This window comes from Microbacterium sp. SLBN-154, from assembly GCF_006715565.1.
Lineage (GTDB): Bacteria > Actinomycetota > Actinomycetes > Actinomycetales > Microbacteriaceae > Microbacterium.
In genome coordinates, this window is sequence record NZ_VFNL01000001.1 from 770,331 (window position 1) to 787,802 (window position 17,472).

Genomic DNA, 17,472 nt, shown 5'->3' on the forward strand with positions numbered 1-17,472 from the left:
CATGCCCAACGGACTCATCGCCGACGACAGCCTCCGCCCGCACCCCGAGGGGCTCGCGCTCGCGCTCACGATCCCGTGGTACCGCAGCCTCTGGCTGTCATCGGTCTCCACGCTCTCGGTCGCCGTCGACGGCACGCGGGTGCCGGCATCCGATCTGTCCTTCGAACTCGCGGGGCGCCGGTACTCGATCGACGAGCTGCCCGCCCAGAGCGAGACGCTGTGGTTCCTGCAGGCGCACCCCCTGCTGGTCGTGCGGCGCGACGACAAGACCGCCGTCGGCGACACCCATGAGGTCACGGTGCACGGCGAGCTGCGCCTGCCGTACATGCAGATCGCACCCGGGGAGGACGGCGGGCCGGGCCTCTACGTGCCCAACGTGGTGCACCAGACGCTCACCCTCACCGCGACCGACGGCGACGCGCCGCCCCCCGCGCTCGTCCGCGACGTCGCGCCGCCGCCGCCCGCGACCGACAGCGATCCTTTCCAGCTGGGGTTGACGCTCTACTCCGCGAGCGCCGAATTCCGCGCCGGCTGGTACGACTTCGACGGCCTGCTCGACCGGGTCGCCGAGCTCGGCATCGGCCCCGGCATCGAGATCGTCGCGTCGCAGATGGTACCCACCTACCCGGTCGTCTCGGATGACTTCGTCCGCACGTGGCGCGACGCCTTCGACCGGCACGGGTTCGCGGCGAGCTCCTTCGGTGCGAACCTCGACATGGGCCGACGCCGCGATCGCGACATGACGCCCGACGAGGAGTTCGCGTTCTCGGTGGAGATGTTCCGCGGCGCGAAGAAGCTCGGGTTCCCTCTGGTGCGCATCCAATCGGCGAAGCCCGCGCTGCTGCGGCGGCTGCTTCCGGTGGCCGAGGAACTCCAGCTCACGCTCGCCTACGAGATCCACGCGCCACTCGGTCCGAACGCGCCCGAGATCATGAAGGTGCGCGACACCTACGCCGAGCTCGATTCGCCCCTTCTCGGGTTCGTCGCCGATTTCTCCTCGACGATGCACGCGATGTCGCCGACGCTGCTGCGCGCGGTGCGGCGGGCGGGGCTCGACGACCCTGCCGTGGAAAGGCTGCAGGAGATCTGGGCCACAGACGCGTCGATGCGCGACCGGCAGCAGGAGTTCATCGCCTATCTGCACGGCCGTGATTTCGATCCCGGGCGGCTCGGCGCCTTCGCCCACCTCGCTTTCAACATGCACGGCCACGTCGACCCGCGGGAGTGGGCCGACATCATGCCGCAGATCCTCCACGTGCACGCGAAGTTCTACGACATCGACGACAGCGGGCAGGAGCCGGCGATCGACTATCCCGCCCACGTGCGGGTGTTCGTCGAGGGAGGCTACCGCGGGTACTGGTCCAGTGAGTGGGAGGGGCACGCCTTCGCCGAGCTCGGCGAGGTCGATCCCCTCCTCCTCGTCCGGCGTCAGCACGACCTGATCCGCGCGTCGATGCGGGCTGCGGCGGAGCCGGCACATGCCTGAGACCGACACCGATTTCCGTTCCCTGCCCCTCGCGGAGCTTCTCCGGCTGCTGCGCGAGGAGGGGGAGCCGGCCGACCCGCGCCCCGACATCGACACAGCCTCGCTCAGGGTCCGGTTCCCCCGGCTCGCGGGGGTGGCGATGCGCGACCTGGCGATCGAGGGCGCCGAAGGTCGGGCGGTCGCGGCACGGCTCTATCGGGATGACACGGCACCGGCCTCGGGCCGGGCGCTCGTCTGGGTCCACGGCGGCGCCTTCATCGGCGGGCACCTCGACATGCCCGAGTCGCACTGGGTGGCGATGGAGCTCGCCGCGCGCGGCACTCCTGTCCTCACGCTCGACTACGCGAAGTGCCTCGGTGCAACCCACTTCCCCGAGCCCTCCGACGACGTGCTCGCGGGGTGGCGGTACGCCGTCGCCCACGCCGATCAGCTCTTCGACGTTCCCGCGTCGGCGATCGCGCTCGGCGGTGCGAGTGCGGGCGGGAACCTGACCGCCGGGGTGACCGCTCGCCTGCGCGACGCAGGAGATCCGGTGCCGGCCGGGCTCGTCCTCGTCTATCCCGTGGTTCATCCCAACGGGCCGGAGGCTTCGGCTGAGGTCGACCCGTGCTCTCGTCACGGCGAGCTCGCGCTGAACTTCGCGGGCACGACCGAGGCGCTCGCCGACCCGCATGCGTTCGCGGCGCTCGGGCCGGCCGCGGGGTTCCCGCAGACATTCATGCTGGTCTGCGAGCGCGACGAGCTCCGTCCGTCGGGTGAGGCGTTCGCACGGCAGCTCGGCGATGCCGGTGTGCCCGTCTCGCTGCGGGTGGAGCCCGGCGCAGCGCACGGTCACATCAACGAGCCGTCCAACCCCACCGCCCTCCCCACCGTCGAGGCGATCGCGGACTGGATCGGAGGACTCCCGTGAGCACGTCAGGCAATCACTCACGCTGGGCGTTCGACGACGACATGCGTCTGCGACAGGGGAACGAGCTTCGTCTCCTTCTCGGCGGGCAGGTACACAACTCGTCCAGTTCCTCGGCGGCGACAATCCGCCGGTCATTCGCGCACACCCGACGCCTGGGCGCCAATACGGTGCTCGCCCCGGTCAGCTGGGCGCTGACAGAGCCGCAGGAGGGCGTCTTCGATTTCGACCTCGTGGACACGATGATCGAGGAGGCGCGCCGGCTGAGTCTGCGCCTCGTGCCACTGTGGTTCGGTGCGTTCAAGAACGCTGCCTCAACGTACGCGCCGCGGTGGGTTCGCGCAGACCTCGAGAGGTTTCCGCGAGCCGTGGTGCAAGCCAAGGTCCGCGGCAACGCGTTCCACTACTCCGGAGTGACGCCCACACCCGTGCTTTCGGTGTTCAGCGAGAACCTCCGCGCGGCCGATGCTGCGGCGTTCGAGGCGTTCCTGGCACACGTGGCGAAGGTTGACACGACCGACGTCGTTGCCATGGTCCAGGTCGAGAACGAGTCGGGCATCCTCCGCGACAGCCGAGATCGAAGCGCACTCGCCGAGGAGGCTTGGGCCGGCCAGGTCCCGTCCGAACTGATCGTGCTCGCACGCGCTGGTCGCGCCGACTCGTTGCTGCGCGAGCTCTGGACAGCGCACGGGGAACGGGAGAGCGGAACCTGGGCCGAAGTGTTCGGTGAGGGGTCCGGAGCCGACGAGGTCTTCATGGCGTGGTCCATAGGCTCATACGTGCAGCACGTCGCCGAACGTGGACGTGTGCACAGCCGTGTCCCGATGTACACCAACGCGTGGCTCGGGCCGCAGCCGGGGCAGGACGAGCCGGGACAGTGGCCGAGTGGCGGCCCCGCCAGCCGGGTCGTGGATGTATGGCGCACCGCGGCTCCCTCGCTGTCGTTCGTCGCCCCCGACATCTACGTCGACGACGCTGATTCGGCGATGCGGGTCTACACCTCCCACAACCAGCCGTTCTTCGTCCCGGAAAGCCGGTTGCGCGCAGGCGAGCTCGTCCGTGCGATCGGCAGCTACCGCGCCATCGGCTGGTCGGCGTTCGGCATCGATGGCGCGAACCCCGATGGCCAGGTCGCGGCCGTGCTCACGTTTCTCAGCGCCCTCGAGTCGGACATCGCCGAGGCTCAGCGCGCCCGTCGCATCGGAGCCGTCGTCGTCGAGCGCGACTCTTCACCTGCCGAGACTCGGGTCGGCGATCTCACGGTCTCGGCGCGCGGCCTCAACGACATCGTGCGCACTTTCCTCCTCGACGTCGGTGTGCAGCTGCCCGACGCAGCACTCCCCGTTCCTGACGAGACGCTCCCGCAAGAGCCCGTCCCGACGCCCGGTGAGCAGCGACCGTTCGCCCTGGTCTTCGCAGTAGCCGACGATGAGCTGGTCGTCGTGGGACAGGGGGTCAAACTGGACTTCGCCACTTCCGACGGCGGTGTCGAAATCGACTCCGTCACGGAACTGCTCCTCGAAAAAGGAGAGCTCGTGCCGGGCAGGGTCCTCAATGGCGATGAACGCCTGCAGGTCGTGCCGGTGGACCGCGTCGGCGCTGCGAAAATCACTCTGCTCAGGCTTTCTCAGGATCAATGAGTCCGGGCAGTTCGCCCGAGCGTCACCGACGTGGCGTGCAGGAGGGGGACGTGGATCAGGAAGCTGACGGACCGGGAGCTGCGCGGAGCTACACCAACCCGGTCCTCAGGGGAGACCGGCCCGACCCCGCGGTCATCAAGGTGGGGGACGAGTACTGGATGACGTACTCGTCGTTCGAGGCGGCTCCCGGGCTGCTCCTGTACCGCTCACCCGACCTCGTGAACTGGGCGTACGCGGGTTCCGCGCTCCCCGAACCTCTCGGCAGCACGTTCGCCGTCGACGTCGCCGAGCATGACGGCCGCTTCTTCATCTACATCCCCTTCATCCCGACACCGTGGTCGTCCCTCACCGACGCCTCGATCTTCGTCATCCACGCCGACGCGATGGCCGGTCCCTGGTCGGAGCCGATCGATCTCGGCGTCCGGGGAGCCATCGACCCCGGCCACGTGGTCGGCGAAGACGGCCGGCGCTACCTGTTCCTCAGCGGCATTCGCCGGGTCGCCCTGTGCGACGACGGACTGTCGACCGTGGGGGAGATCGAGCAGGTCTACGACGGCTGGCGGTACCCCGACGACTGGATCACCGAGGCCTACGCCCTCGAGGGCCCCAAGCTGTTCCGGCGCGGGGAGTGGTTCTACCTCGTCAGTGCGGTCGGCGGCACGGCTGGCCCGCCGACCGGTCATATGGTGATCGTCGCCCGATCGCGGTCGGTGCACGGTCCGTGGGAGAACCACCCGGGTAATCCGATCGCTCGCACCCGCAGCACGGACGAGCGCTGGTGGTCGCGCGGGCACGCCACGATCCTCGAAGGCCCGGGCGAGCAGTGGTACATGCTGTCGCACGGGTACGAGAACGGCTACCGCACTCTCGGTCGGCAGATCCTGCTCGAGCAGGTCGCGTGGACGGAGGACGGATGGCCCGTGGCGGCCGCCGACGACGTCGGCGGTGCGCTTCCCCTCCCCGAGGGGGCAGCCCCGCAGCATCCGCTTCTCCCACCGGCCGAAGAGATCCCCGGCTTCCGCCTCGGGGAGCGCTGGGCCTTCCACGCCCCGTTACCGGGCGAGTCCGGGCGCCTCACCGTCGCCGACGACGTGCTGGTCCTCCGCGGCAAGGGGGTGGGGCCCGGAGACTCCTCCCCGCTCGCCCTCGTCACCGGCGACCACGCTTACGAGATCGAGGTCGACGTCGAGCTGGAGGGGCCGATCGAGGCGGGGCTGCTGCTGTTCTTCAACGGGCGCCTCTTCTGCGGGATGGCCATCGACGGCGCGGGGATGCGCAGCTACTCCGGGGGCATCCGCACGCACTGGCGCGAGCCTGCGCCGGCCGGGCGCCGCCTGTCGCTTCGCCTGCGGAACGACCACCACATCGTCACGGGCTGGTGGCGCGAGCAGGGCGGCGAGTGGACACGGCACGGCGTCCGCTACGAGACGTCGGGCTACCACGCCAACACGATCGGCGACCTGCTGAGCCTCCGTCCGGCCATCTACGCCGCCGGTGACGGGTCTGCGCGGTTCCGCGCCCTGCGCTACCGCCGAGGCTGACGGCGTCAGACCGCGACGGCCGCCTCGGGCATCGAGGCGACGTGGGCGCCGGAGTCGACGATGCGTCCGGCCTCGACGAAGAGGTCGCGCATCCAGGCGTGCTCGGGGTCGCGCCCGTGCACCGGATGCCACCACAGGGCGTTGGTCAGCGGTGTCGGCTCGAACGGCAGCCCGACCGCGCGCACCCCGCCGGCGCGGGTGGCGAGGTGCGCGATGGCCTTCTGGATGATGCCGATCCGCCGCGTTCCGGCGATGAAGTGGCTCATCGCCAGGAAGCTCTCCACGATCGCCTCGATGCGCGGCTCGATGCCGAGCTGCTGCACCTGCCGCCCCGCCGAGGTGAAGGCCGACCGAGTCTGATAGGTCATCACCCAGGGGAGCTCTGCCAGCTGGTCGCGGGTCAGTTCGTCGCCGACCTCATCGTTTCCGGTCGCGACGAGAGCCGTCCAGTCGTCGTGCCAGAGGTCGACGAACGGATGATCCGAGATCGGCCCGTGGGGGATGATCATGCCGTCCACCGAACGCAGCCTGGTCGCGGCATCGTCGACGATCGTGGGGTTGTGGAGCATGAACCGGAAGCGCACCCCGGGTGCGCGCTCGGCGGCCAGGCGCGAAACGACGCTGCCGACGGTGACGAAGCCGTAGTCGGAGCCGTAGATCGCGAACTCCCGCGTGGACTCCTCCGGTGACCACGTCGCCTGCGACTCGAAGACCCGGCGCGCGGCTTCGAGGGCGGAGGTGGTGTGCTCGCTCAGGCGGACTGCGAAGGGCGTCAGCTCGTAGGTGTTGCCACGGCGGGCGAGGATAGGGTCACCGAAGTGGGTGCGCAGTCGTGCGAGGGAGGCGCTGAGGGCCGGCTGGCTGAGGTGCAGCCGCTCCGCGGCCCGGGTGACGCTGCGCTCGGTGAGCAGCGCGTCGAGCGAGACCAGCAGGTTCAGGTCGAGGCGGGAGAGCGGCATCTGGTCGGTCACGGCGGTGTGATCCTTCGGTCGGGGGCACGCCCACCGTATCAACCAGTTCTATGTTCGTGCTATCCCTCATCGGTGCGGGCGATGCGCCCTCGCCGCAAAGAAGAGCGTCGCCGCCCGGGAGGAGGACCCGGGCGGCGACGTTTCGACGCGGAGGCGTCAGGTGCGGCGAGTGTTACTCACCCCACGCGGCATCCATCTCATCGAGCACCTGGTCGACGGTCTTCTGGCCGGTCAGCAGACCCTGCACACCCACACCGAGGGCGTTGTAGACGTCAGGGTTCGGCCACGTGGCGTTCGGGAGACCCGCGTAGTCGCCGTTCTCGAGCAGGTCGCCGATCGGGGAGTAGATCGGCAGCAGGTTGTCGGCCGTGGCGCCGGAGATCGACACGAAGCCCGACAGGTCGGCGAAGGCCTGCGACTCCTCGGGAGTGGCCAGCCAGTCGAGGAACTCCTGCGCGGAGGCCTTGACGGCGTCGTCGGCCGAGGCGTTGACGGCCCAGGCGTAGTTGGCCGAGGCCAGCGTGTAGGGCTCGCCGCCGTCCGCGGGCGGGAAGGCCTGGACGGTGAGGTCGAGACCGGTGCCGGCGCTGATCGACGACGCCGCCGAGCCGGGAACCGCCGCGGTGAGCGAGGACTGCGAGCCGATGCCCTGCGTGATCGAGTCGAAGGTGCCGCCCGCGACGCCGTCCTGGAAGCAGCCGCCCTCGTTCATCTCCACGATGTCCTCGAGCACGTCGCGCCATCCGCTGTCGGCGAAGGTCACATCGCCGGCGGCACGCTGCTCGTTCCAATCGGGGGTCTCGGCGTACACGCGCGTGGCGGAAATCAGCATCGAGAACAGGCCGGTGTTGAAGGGAACGCTGCCGGCGAGCACGGTGAAGGTCTTGCCGCCGTCGCGCGCCGTCGTGCACGCCTCGAGCAGGTCTTCGTAGGTCTCGGGGTAGGCGTCGATGCCGACCTCTTCGCCGCCGGCGCCGTTGTAGATGAATCCGACGGGCACGAGGGCGGCCGGCTGTGCGTAGACGTCGCCGTCGAAGGAGTACTCCGCCTCGGTACCCGAGGGGATCGTCGCGGCGGAGGTCTCGTTGAGCGGCTCGAGGAAGCCCGCCTCGGCGAGGTTGACGACCGAGATCGGCTGGCCCGTTCCGGGGGCGAGCACCATCATGTCGGCGGCGTTTCCGGCCTGCAGCTGCGTGGTGACCTGCGTGTTGTATGCGTCGGAGGGGTAGGGGATGACCTCGATCTCGACACCGGTCTGCTCGGTGTACTTCGCGGCGGTCTCGGCCCAGTAGTCGTCCTGGTCGTTGGCCTGCGCGACCATGAGGCTGAAGTTCGCCGAGGTCTCGTCGCCGGAGTCGCCTCCATCGTCGGAACCACCGCTGTCGGAACCGCCCCCCGAGCAACCCGCGAGGACGAGGGCGCCGGCGGCGCTCACAGCCAGGAGGGACCAACGGAGGCGCCGGATGTCGGAATGCTGTGACATGTCGACCTTTCGTGACGTCGTTGTCGCCAGTGCAGGACTGGCGCGGCTTCGGATCTGCCGCACCATCAGCCTGACACGATATGCCGCATTTCGACATAACTACTGCTTATGTGTGGCCATAGTCCTGGTGATCTGCGGGGCGGGGCTCAGAACGAGCGACACCGGCCCGGTGAGGCCCGCGGGCCGCGGAGCCGCCTCGACGGTGAAGACCCCCGTCATCGGTGCGTAGATCCGCCCGCTCGGCGCCTTCGCCTCGGCGATGAGCCGGTTGCGCCACCCCGTCGCCACGCGCACCGCGAGCAGGTTCTCGCCCTCGCGGACGCGATCGGTGATGTCCAGGCGCCACGGCGCCGTCCACACCACCCCGGCGCTCTCCCCGCCCACGAGGATCTCCGCGATGTCATGCACGGACTCGAACTGCACGCTCACGAGCCCCTGCAGATCTGCGGCCGAAAGGGTGAACCGCGTCTCGTAGGTGCCCACCCCCGAGAAGCCGGCGCGATCCGCGTCATCCGTCCACAGCCGGGGCACCGTGGCGAACAGCTGCGGCGCGTGTCCCGGCAGCGTCGCCCGCCATGACCCGTCCAGGGGCACCCGCCTCTCGCCGTCCCGGGCGGGAACCGGCGCGTCGGCTCCCGCCACGAGGAACGCCGACCCGAAGGGCGCGAGTTCCAGCGCGAAGGTAGCCGGACCGCCCGGGAGGGCCTGGAGTGCCGTCGCCGTCGTGGTGACCGGATCCCACAGGGCGATCCTCGCGGCGTCATCCCCCGACACCGACACCGACCCCGACCCCGACCCCGACCCCGACACCGACACCGACACCGACACCGACGTCGAGACCGGCGTCGGGCCGGGATTCGCCACGAACGTCACCAGGTGCCCCTCCACACGCCGCGAGATCATCCGGACGGCCGGGTCGCCCACCACGACGGCGGGTGGGATCCCGAGCATGCGAAGGGCCTCGGAGAGATCGGATGTCGCCACGAGGCGCCCGCCGTGGTCCGACCCCCAGATCCGGTCGCGGATCGCCGCGAAGGCCTCGGGGTCGTCGGCGAGAGAGGGCGACGCCTCCGGCGCGCGTCCGACGACGGTCGCGCCCGCCGTGAGGAGGCGCTCGATGTGAGCGAGGGCGGCGAGTGTCATCCGGTGGGAGCTGCCACCGAGGAAGAGGACGGCGTACGAGGCGCCGCGGGCCGTGATCCGCCCGTCAGCCACGCCGAGGACGTTCACGAGAGCATCGACGCCGACGTAGTCGAAGCCATAGCCCGCCGGCGCCGTGTCGTCCGGTGCTTCGCTGAAGAGCGCCGTGACCGGCGCCTCCTCGCCCACGAAGACCGCGACCTCGACCGCGGGCTCCCCTTCGGCGAGCAGTGCAGAACACCGGGTGAGGTAGTCGATCCACGGCCGGGCCATCGTCGCCCAGGTCTCGTTTCGCGAGAAGGTCTGCCCGAGGAACGGCGCGAGCGCCATGCCGGGAAGCGGCGCCGTCGACGGCTGATGGGGCGACGAGTGGATGCAGAAGCGCGTCACGCCCAGGGCCAGCTGAAGGTCGGCGACGTGCTTGAGGCTGCCGGGGGTCGCGGTCCATGGGTCTTCGAACGCCGTGAAGGCCTCCGATCCGGTGTGCGCGGCGCCGTAGACATGGGCGACCGAGGCGGCGCCGCGGAGGTCGGCGACGTAGGTCGGGCGCGGCCCCTTCTCCGGCGCGAAGGTCCACATCGCGCCCATCGGCACGTCGGCGGGTGCTCGCATGGCCAGGTCGTCGCCGAGCTGCGGACGCCCGTCCTCGAGCGCTTCGGTGAAGAACGTCCATCCCCGCTCGTGCGCCACCTCGGCGAGAGTGCCGTAGTACCGCTCGGACAGCAGCTCGGCGAGGGTGCGGCGGTAGTCGTAGAGGAAGCGGTCCGCGCTCGCCGCGTCGCCCACCACCCATCCGAGCAGACACGGCAGCCACGGTGTCGGGTCGTAGCCGCGTCGCGCGGCGAACTCCTCGGCGATCGCGTCGGTCCAGTTCTGCAGCCCGGCTTCGATGCTGTCGCTGAGAAGTGCCGAGACGGCGTCCTCGGCGGGTCCGGTGAACCGCGCCAGATGGGTCTCGAGGTACGCGCGCACACGACCCGCGTCGAGCTTGTCGACTTCGAGCCCGGTCGCGTCCGGCAGCGCAGGGCCGTTGACGGCTCCCGTCGTCGACGCCCCGAGACGCAGGATCCGCCACCGCCCGGGTGGCGGAGTCCACTCGAGGATGCCGTCCCGCAGGTGGTAGGTCAGATCGAAGACCTGCGCGGGATCGATCACCCCCGCGGTTGCGTCGGGGGAATCGAGGGCGTAGTAATCGGATGCCACGCCGAAGCCGGCCTTCGCTTCGCCGACGTGCACGCGTGATGCGGTGAACAGGGCGAACTCGCTGACCTCGAACGCGCGTGCCGGGCGGAGCACCGGGGGTGTCGCCAGACCGTCGGCCATCGGCGGCAGTGCGGTCGTGGCCGGTTCCCCGTGGAGTCGGAGGCGGAACGCGCGGGCGCTCACCGGCGCGAAGGACGCCGAGCGCACCGGCGCGCGCGTGTCGAGCAGCTCGACGACGACCGCCCAGGTGCCGGCACCCGTCTCGGCCTCGAGCGCCGCGCGCGCCGGCGGCGCGGCACCGAAACCGCGTGGACCCGGGAGCCCGACGACCACCGAGCGGACGGTCACCGGCTCGGCGAAGCGCTGCACGATCCAGGCCTCCGACGGGCCATCCGGATCACGGGCGAGCGACACCCCGCCGGCGAAGGAGCCGTCGGTCAGCGTGCCGGCCGCCGCGACATCCCCCGACGACGTTTCGACCGTCTGCGCGCGAAGCGGCAGGCGATCGAGGTCGTCGGGCACCGCGAGCACGCGCCAGTGCGCCGAGAATCGCCTCGCCGCGTCGTCCGTCCCACTGTCTTGGTACGCCCCGACGGACGTCGGAAGCGGGGGAAGGGAGATGCGCACCGGTGCGCCGCCGTCGACGGTCGCTTCCGACCACACGATCTTCTTCATCGCGTCGACGGACTCCACCCAGGGCCCACCCGACGCGCTCCACCCCGAGGAGGTGGCGACCGCCACCTCGAGCCCGAGCTCGCGGGCCCGGGTTGTCGCTGCGGTCATCGCCTCGTCCCAGGACGGGCTTCCCGGACGCACCGGCGCCGCGACGACGGTGGGGAGCCCCATGCCGCCGTCGAAGATCTGCACGCCGCCGATCCCGGCACCGTGCATCCACTCGAGATCGGCGCGGAGGCCCGGGATGTCGATGTTGCCGTCCATCCAGTGCCACCACACGTGGGGGCGGGCGTCCGCGGGCGGGTCGAGGAACACCCGGCGCAGGCGGGCGATGACGGTCTCGCCATCGAGGGAAGGGATCACGGGCCGATCCTGTCACCGCACCGAACTCAAGAGGCACTCTCCCGCGCCTCGCGCCCACTTATATCCGATATCGCAAAAACTAATGTGCGGTTTCGACGCAAGCGTGTGATCCTGAATTCACGGCGCCCCGAACTGCTGTGGGCGCGCAGACGACGACGAGGTCAGGCGAATGACAGCGACGATGCAGGACGATCAGAGCACCCGGGCGGTGACCGTGCCGCCGAAGAACCGCCGCGCAAGCACCCGGATCAAGGGGCGCCGGCCGCTCATCAGCTACGGCCACTGGTGGTGGGCGCTGCCCGCCGTCGTCTTCGTCATCGGAGTGCACTACGTCGCGACCCTCACCGGCGGGTTCTTCGCCTTCACCAACTGGACGGGACTGGGCGACTGGGAGTTCATCGGCGTCGACAACTTCGTCCGCATCTTCAGCGACCCGCTCCTCCTCGGCTCGGTCTGGAACACCCTCTTCCTCGCGATCGGCTCGGTCGTGCTGACGAACGTCCTGGGCCTGCTGTACGCCCTCGCAATCAACCGGATGCTGAAGACCCGGTACATCCTGCGGACTCTCCTGTTCATGCCGGTGGTGCTCAGCCCCCTGGCGGTGTCGTACGTGTGGAAGTTCATCTTCCAGTTCGACGGGCCGCTCAACGACTTCCTCGGCCTCGTCGGCCTGCAGTCGTGGCAGAAGGTGTGGCTGGCCGACCCGACCTACTCGATCTGGGCGATCCTCATCGTCATCGTCTGGCAGCAGACCGGTTTCACCATGGTCATCTACCTCGCAGGGCTCGCGTCGGTCCCGGTCGAAGTCGAGGAGGCCGCGGCACTGGACGGCGCGAACCTCTGGCAGCGCTTCTGGCATGTCGTCGCCCCCGCCATCCGTCCCTCGATCGCCATCGCGACGACCCTCGGCATCATCCAGGGACTGCGGGTGTTCGACCAGATCCTGGCCCTCACCGGGGGTGGGCCCGCCGGTGTCACCGAGACCCTGGCCACCCAGGTGTACAAGCAGGCGTTCTCGCTCGGTCAGTTCGGCTTCGGCTCGGCGCTCGCGCTCGTGCTGACGGTCATCATCCTCGTCTTCGCCATCTTCCAGCAGTGGCTCACCCGCGACCGCTCGGTCGGAAAGGCCTGAGACATGTTCCGCTACACCAAGCTCACCGCGGCGCGTGAGGTCTTCGTCTGGGTGGTGACCCTCCTCGGGCTCCTCCCCTTCTGGATCCTCATCATGACCTCGCTGAAGTCCGATCAGGAGGCCTTGACCTCGAGCGCCGTCGCCCCGCCGACGGCGCCGACCTTCAACGCCTTCGTCGAGGTGCTCACCACCACCGGGCGCAACAGCATCCCCCTCAGCATCCTGAACAGCGCCGTCATCACCGCGGGGTCGATCTTCCTGCTCGTGCTGCTCGGGTCGGTCTCGGCCTATGTCATCGCCCGCCGCACGCGCACCTGGACGACGCTGACCTACTACCTGGTGCTGATCGCGATCATCCTCCCCGCGCAGCTGGGCACCGTGCCCCTCTACATCGGTGCCCGCAGCGTCGGTCTCACGGGCTCCGTGCTCGGCATGGTGCTGCTGTGGGCGGGCATTCTGCTCCCCCTGTCGGTCTTCCTCTACGCGAGCTTCTTCCGGGGCCTGTCGACCGAGTACGAAGAGGCCGCCGTCATCGACGGCGCCTCGCCCACACAGGCGTTCTTCCGCGTCGTCCTGCCTCTCATGGCCCCCGCGACCGGAACGGTGGCGATCCTCACCGGTCTCATCATCTGGAACGACTTCTTCAACTCGTTGATCTTCCTCGGCGGCACCACGACCCAGACCCTCCCGGTGGCCATGTACACCTACGTGGGCGGTCTGGTGTCGGCGTGGAACAAGATCTTCGCCGTCGTGATCATCTCGATGATCCCGATCCTGGCGTTCTACATGTTCGCCCAGAAGCGCTTCATCCAGGGCTTCGCCGGCGGCCTCAAGGGCTGAGCCCCGCCCGCCGTCGACCCACCCTCATCCCGTCATCCCGTCAGGAGACCCTCCCGTGTATCAGCTCGCCCCCAACATCGAACTCCTCTTCACCGAGGCCGGTGACTACCACGACCGCGTCCGCGCGGCCGCGGCCGCCGGGTTCACCGCCGTCGAGATGTGGGGACCCACCGGTGTCGACGCCCCGGCACAGCCGAAGGACCTCCCGGCGCTGAAGGCCGCGCTCGAAGAGACCGGAACGCAGCTGACCGCGCAGCTGTCGGAGCCGCGCACACAGTTCATGATCCCGCCGTGGGACCACAGCGAGTTCTTCCGCAAGCTCGACGAGGGCGTACAGATCGCCCAGGATCTGGGCTGCCCGCGCATCGTCGTGGGCAGCGGCACGGGATTCGGCGGGTGGAAGCGCCAGGTGCAGCTGGACAAGCTCGTCGAGATCTACCAGAAGGCCATCGCGCAGATCGACGGCTCCGGTATCGCGCTCGTGCTCGAGCCGGTGAACGTCCGGGTCGATCACCCGGGATCGCTCCTGGACCGCACCGCCGAGGCGGTGTACGTCGCCCGGGGCGTCGACTCGCCTTTCTTCGGGGTGCTCTACGACATCTATCACTCCGCCGTCGAGGGCGAGGACATGGCAGCAGAGCTGGCGAACGCCGGCGACCTGGTGCAGTACGTGCAGCTGGCGGATGCCCCGGGCCGAGGTGAGCCCGGATCCGGCGACCTCGACTGGGCCGAGCGCCTGGGCATCCTGCGCGCGTCGGGCTACGACGGACCCATCGGCCTGGAGTACTACCCGACCACCGAGTCCGCCGCCTCGGTGGCGCGGATCGTCGAGTGGGCAGCATCGGCATGACGCGGTACCCCTCCGAGGTCGATGTCGCCATCGTCGGCAGTGGTCCGACCGGCGCGGCGTACGCGCGCGTCCTCAGCGAGCAGGCGCCGAACGCGACGATCGCGATGTTCGAGGTGGGTCCCACGGTGTCCGACCCGCCGGGCGCGCACGTGAAGAACATCGCCGACCCCGAGGCGCGCGCTCGCGCGCAGGCGGCTTCGGAGGGCCCGGGCGCGCGCGGCGAGAAGGTGGCCAACCCCGGGCAGGCGAAGGCCGGCATGCGCGCGGCGCGACCGGGGACCTTCCTCCTCGAGGACGGTTTCCGCTTCGAGGGCGAGGACGGGATGCCGGTGGCGGCGATGTCCAGCAACGTCGGCGGCATGGCGGCCCACTGGACCGGCGCCTGCCCCCGGCCGGGGGGCAGCGAGCGGATCGACTTCCTCCCTGACCTCGACGACCTGCTGACCGAGGCGGAGCGGCTCCTCGGCGTCACCACCGACGCGTTCGACGCCGCACCCTTCGGGCAGATCGTCCGAGATCGACTCTCCGTCGCCGTCGACGACGGACGGACGGTCGAGACGAGGGTGCAGCGGATGCCGCTGGCCGCACACCGTCGCGACGACGGCCGGCTGGTGTGGTCGGGCTCGGATGTCGTCCTGGGCGACGTCACCCGCGACAACCTCGCCTTCGACCTTTTCGACGAATCACTCGTGACGCGGGTGCTGACCGAGGACGGTCACGCGACGGGCGTCGAGGTGCGGGATCTCCGGTCGGGGGAGACGCACCGGGTGGCGGCGCGGTTCGTCGTGGTCGCCGCCGACGCGCTGCGCACTCCGCAGGTGCTCTGGGCTTCCGGAATCCGTCCCCCCGCCCTCGGGCGCTACCTCAACGACCAGGCGCAGATCGTCTTCGCCTCGCGGCTGCGCGGCGTCGAGACCCTGGGCGCCGATGCGCCGACGACAGGACTGGCGGAGTACAGCGGCGTCAGCTGGGTGCCGTTCACCGACGACGTCCCCTTCCATGGACAGGTCATGCAGCTCGACGCCTCGCCCATCCCCCTCGCCGACGACGATCCCGTCGTCCCCGGTTCGATCGTGGGTCTCGGGCTCTTCTGTGCCAAGGACCTCCAGGCCGACGACCGCGTCGAGTTCGACGACGCCGCGCACGACGCCTACGGCATGCCGGCACCGCGGATCCACTACCGGCTGACCGAGCGCGACCACGAGGTGGTCGACCGGGCTCGCGCCGAAATCGTGCGACTCGGAGAGGCGATCGGCGACCCGCTGGACAGCCGGCCGTTCACCCTTCCACTCGGCTCCTCGCTGCACTACCAGGGGACGACCCGCATGGGTCGGACGGATGACGGAACGAGTGTCTGCGGACCCGACAGCCAGGTGTGGGGTGTCGACGGACTCTTCGTCGCCGGCAACGGCGTGATTCCCACCGCGACCGCGTGCAACCCCACGCTCACCTCCGTCGCTCTCGCGGTCGCCGGTGCGCGCAGCATCGCGCGTGCCCTGTCTCGCACGCCCGTCGCGGGGATCGCCAGTACTCCATGACCGCGAGAATCCAACGGCGCGCCGAGAGTGCGGGTGAACCCCGCGTCCTCGGCGCCCCGTTGCATTCTCGCCGGCACCGGGCGAAGCGAGAAGGCCGCGAGGCATTGACTTATGTTGGAAAACAACGTTAAAGTGTAGGAATTATGACAAAGACGTCGGCGGCGCTGGCCGCCCCCACGAGGAGGTTCGCGTGATCCCCGATCGAATCATCGAGCAGGGCACGCTCACGTCGCGCGACGGCCGCGTCGCCGTCGAGGTGCGACTGCCCTGGTATCGCGCGCTGCCGGGATCGTGCATCGCCGGCGCGACGCTCACCGTCGACGGCGTCGAGGCGCCGGCCGCCTCGCTCCGCTGGCGGATGAACGGCAGCGAGTTCACGTTCGACGAGCTGAAGACCAATACCGACGAGTGGTGGTTCCCCACCGACTCCGCCGTCCTGTCCGGCGCGCTCGAGCTCGCCGGCGGCGAGCACGAGGTCAGCGTCGAGCTCGTCCTCTACATCCCGTACATCGTCATCTCCGACGACGAGGTGCTCCACATCGAGGAGCGCGACACGAAGAAGATGGCCGTCCGACAGGAGGTCTCGGCATGACCGCCACAGCGAAGGGCACGCCGATCCAGGGCGTCACCCTCTACAGCTTCACCCGCGCATTCCACGGGCGCGAGTACGACCTCGAGCAGCTGATCCGCAAGGTCGCCGCCGAGGGGTACGGTCCGGGGCTGGAGATCATCGGGTTCTCCAGCTTCCGCGGATTCCCCGAGATCGACGACGCCTACGCGGCATCCTTCTCCGACCTGGTCGACGAGGTCGGACTCGTCCGCACCTCGCTCGCGGTCAACGCCGACATCGGCATCCACCGCGACCGCCTTCTGAACCAGGACGAGCTGCTGGAGTACATGCGCCGCCAGATCCAGGCCGCTGCCAAGCTCGGCTTCCCCGTCGCCCGCGTGCAGATCTCGATTACGCCCGATTCCATGGAGGCGCTCGCGCCGATCGCCGAGGAGTACGGGGTGACCCTCGCGCTCGAGGTGCACGCCGACCAGTACGCCTCACATCCCCGCATCCTCGCCCTCCGCGACCGCTACGAGAAGGTCGGCTCCCCGTTCCTCGGCTTCACGATGGATTGGGGCGCCACGGTCAGCGGGTTCGCGCCGTCGCTCATCGAGGCCTATCGCCGTCGCGGCGCGTCGGAGGAGCTGCTCGCCGCCGTCGTCCAGCTCTGGGACGACTTCTACGAGCAGGGACCCCCGGCCGATCAGGCCGAGCACGGCCAGCGATTCGGCCGCTTCATCGGTCTCGCCCACCAGTACGGCCGCCCCGACCTCGGCATCGACTTCGGCATCAACGGCACGGGCCTGTTCGGTCCCGCACGGGTGGACGACTGGCTGGAGATCTTCCCGTGGATCCGCCACGTGCACGGCAAGTTCTTCGGGATCGACGAGAACCATCAGGAGCCGTCCGTGCCGGTCGCCGAGCTCACCACGCTGCTGGTCGAGAACGGCTACAGCGGTGCCATCTCGAGCGAGTACGAGGGCTGGCACTGGAACCACTGGCAGAGCCCGTTCGAGATCATCCGCGATGAGCAGGCCCTTCAGCGCGCGGCCGCCGAGGCAGCGGGCTCCCGAATGATCACGGATGCCGCGGAGGCCCGCCGCATCCTCGATTCCCACCTCGCGCACGCCGTGCGCTCCTGAGAGGACGA

The 17,472-nt window shown here is 69.7% G+C and carries 13 protein-coding genes; 10 read left to right on the top strand and 3 right to left on the bottom strand.

Annotated elements, in window-relative coordinates; all coding sequences use genetic code 11:
- Position 1 precedes the first annotated feature (1 nt).
- From FBY40_RS03915 to FBY40_RS03930, 4 genes are read left to right on the top strand one after another with little or no spacing between them, the layout of a single operon-like run.
- On the top strand, positions 2 to 1,486 hold the full coding sequence (locus tag FBY40_RS03915; protein ID WP_141936563.1) for a C-glycoside deglycosidase beta subunit domain-containing protein: 1,485 nt from the start codon (positions 2 to 4) through the stop codon (positions 1,484 to 1,486).
- Positions 1,479 to 2,396: an alpha/beta hydrolase gene (locus FBY40_RS03920; protein ID WP_141936565.1), complete on the top strand. Its 918-nt coding sequence runs from the start codon at positions 1,479 to 1,481 to the stop codon at positions 2,394 to 2,396. Before FBY40_RS03915 ends, FBY40_RS03920 begins: the two co-directional genes overlap by 8 nt.
- Positions 2,393 to 4,033 (top strand): DUF5597 domain-containing protein, encoded by a 1,641-nt coding sequence (locus tag FBY40_RS03925; protein ID WP_141936567.1) that lies wholly within the window; start codon positions 2,393 to 2,395, stop codon positions 4,031 to 4,033. The genes FBY40_RS03920 and FBY40_RS03925 overlap by 4 nt, the downstream gene beginning before the upstream one ends.
- Positions 4,034 to 4,083: 50 nt before the next feature.
- Positions 4,084 to 5,574, top strand: coding sequence for a family 43 glycosylhydrolase (locus FBY40_RS03930; RefSeq protein WP_235014549.1), 1,491 nt, complete (start codon positions 4,084 to 4,086; stop codon positions 5,572 to 5,574).
- A gap of 5 nt (positions 5,575 to 5,579) precedes the next feature.
- On the opposite strand, the gene FBY40_RS03935 is transcribed toward FBY40_RS03930, so the two are convergent.
- The 3 genes from FBY40_RS03935 to FBY40_RS03945 all read right to left on the bottom strand — a co-directional run bounded on the left by FBY40_RS03935 (position 5,580) and on the right by FBY40_RS03945 (position 11,409).
- Positions 5,580 to 6,545, bottom strand: a complete 966-nt coding sequence (locus FBY40_RS03935; protein ID WP_141936570.1) for a LysR family transcriptional regulator — start codon at positions 6,543 to 6,545, stop codon at positions 5,580 to 5,582.
- 172 nt (positions 6,546 to 6,717) lie between these two features.
- Positions 6,718 to 8,028, bottom strand: coding sequence for an ABC transporter substrate-binding protein (locus FBY40_RS03940; protein ID WP_141936571.1), 1,311 nt, complete (start codon positions 8,026 to 8,028; stop codon positions 6,718 to 6,720).
- A 99-nt stretch (positions 8,029 to 8,127) separates the two neighbouring features.
- The gene (locus tag FBY40_RS03945) at positions 8,128 to 11,409 is read right to left on the bottom strand and encodes a glycosyl hydrolase (protein WP_235014551.1); all 3,282 of its coding nucleotides are present in this window, start codon (positions 11,407 to 11,409) and stop codon (positions 8,128 to 8,130) included.
- A gap of 169 nt (positions 11,410 to 11,578) precedes the next feature.
- On the opposite strand from FBY40_RS03945, the gene FBY40_RS03950 reads away from it, so the two are divergent.
- The 6 genes from FBY40_RS03950 (at position 11,579) to FBY40_RS03975 (ending at position 17,464) form a co-directional block, all read left to right on the top strand.
- Positions 11,579 to 12,541 carry a carbohydrate ABC transporter permease gene (locus FBY40_RS03950; protein WP_141936573.1) on the top strand — a complete coding sequence of 321 codons (963 nt, stop codon included), beginning with the start codon at positions 11,579 to 11,581 and terminating at the stop codon, positions 12,539 to 12,541.
- 3 nt (positions 12,542 to 12,544) lie between these two features.
- Positions 12,545 to 13,381 (top strand): carbohydrate ABC transporter permease, encoded by an 837-nt coding sequence (locus FBY40_RS03955; protein WP_141936575.1) that lies wholly within the window; start codon positions 12,545 to 12,547, stop codon positions 13,379 to 13,381.
- A 55-nt stretch (positions 13,382 to 13,436) separates the two neighbouring features.
- Entirely contained in the window at positions 13,437 to 14,231 is a 795-nt protein-coding gene (locus tag FBY40_RS03960; protein WP_141936576.1) for a TIM barrel protein, read from the top strand.
- Positions 14,228 to 15,769 carry a GMC oxidoreductase gene (locus tag FBY40_RS03965; RefSeq protein WP_141936578.1) on the top strand — a complete coding sequence of 514 codons (1,542 nt, stop codon included), beginning with the start codon at positions 14,228 to 14,230 and terminating at the stop codon, positions 15,767 to 15,769. Before FBY40_RS03960 ends, FBY40_RS03965 begins: the two co-directional genes overlap by 4 nt.
- Positions 15,770 to 15,959: 190 nt before the next feature.
- On the top strand, positions 15,960 to 16,361 hold the full coding sequence (locus tag FBY40_RS03970) for a C-glycoside deglycosidase beta subunit domain-containing protein (protein WP_141936579.1): 402 nt from the start codon (positions 15,960 to 15,962) through the stop codon (positions 16,359 to 16,361).
- Positions 16,358 to 17,464 (top strand): sugar phosphate isomerase/epimerase family protein, encoded by a 1,107-nt coding sequence (locus FBY40_RS03975; protein ID WP_141936581.1) that lies wholly within the window; start codon positions 16,358 to 16,360, stop codon positions 17,462 to 17,464. Before FBY40_RS03970 ends, FBY40_RS03975 begins: the two co-directional genes overlap by 4 nt.
- Positions 17,465 to 17,472 lie beyond the last annotated feature (8 nt).

Excerpts from the sequence above, each read along its gene's own strand:
- FBY40_RS03920 (WP_141936565.1), top strand. The coding sequence starts at position 1,479 with ATGCCTGAGACCGACACCGATTTCCGTTCCCTGCCCCTCGCGGAGCTT.
- FBY40_RS03955 (WP_141936575.1), top strand. The coding sequence starts at position 12,545 with ATGTTCCGCTACACCAAGCTCACCGCGGCGCGTGAGGTCTTCGTCTGG.
- FBY40_RS03950 (WP_141936573.1), top strand. The coding sequence starts at position 11,579 with ATGACAGCGACGATGCAGGACGATCAGAGCACCCGGGCGGTGACCGTG.
- FBY40_RS03915 (WP_141936563.1), top strand. The coding sequence starts at position 2 with ATGCCCAACGGACTCATCGCCGACGACAGCCTCCGCCCGCACCCCGAG.
- FBY40_RS03965 (WP_141936578.1), top strand. The coding sequence starts at position 14,228 with ATGACGCGGTACCCCTCCGAGGTCGATGTCGCCATCGTCGGCAGTGGT.
- FBY40_RS03975 (WP_141936581.1), top strand. The coding sequence starts at position 16,358 with ATGACCGCCACAGCGAAGGGCACGCCGATCCAGGGCGTCACCCTCTAC.
- FBY40_RS03940 (WP_141936571.1), bottom strand. The coding sequence starts at position 8,028 with ATGTCACAGCATTCCGACATCCGGCGCCTCCGTTGGTCCCTCCTGGCT.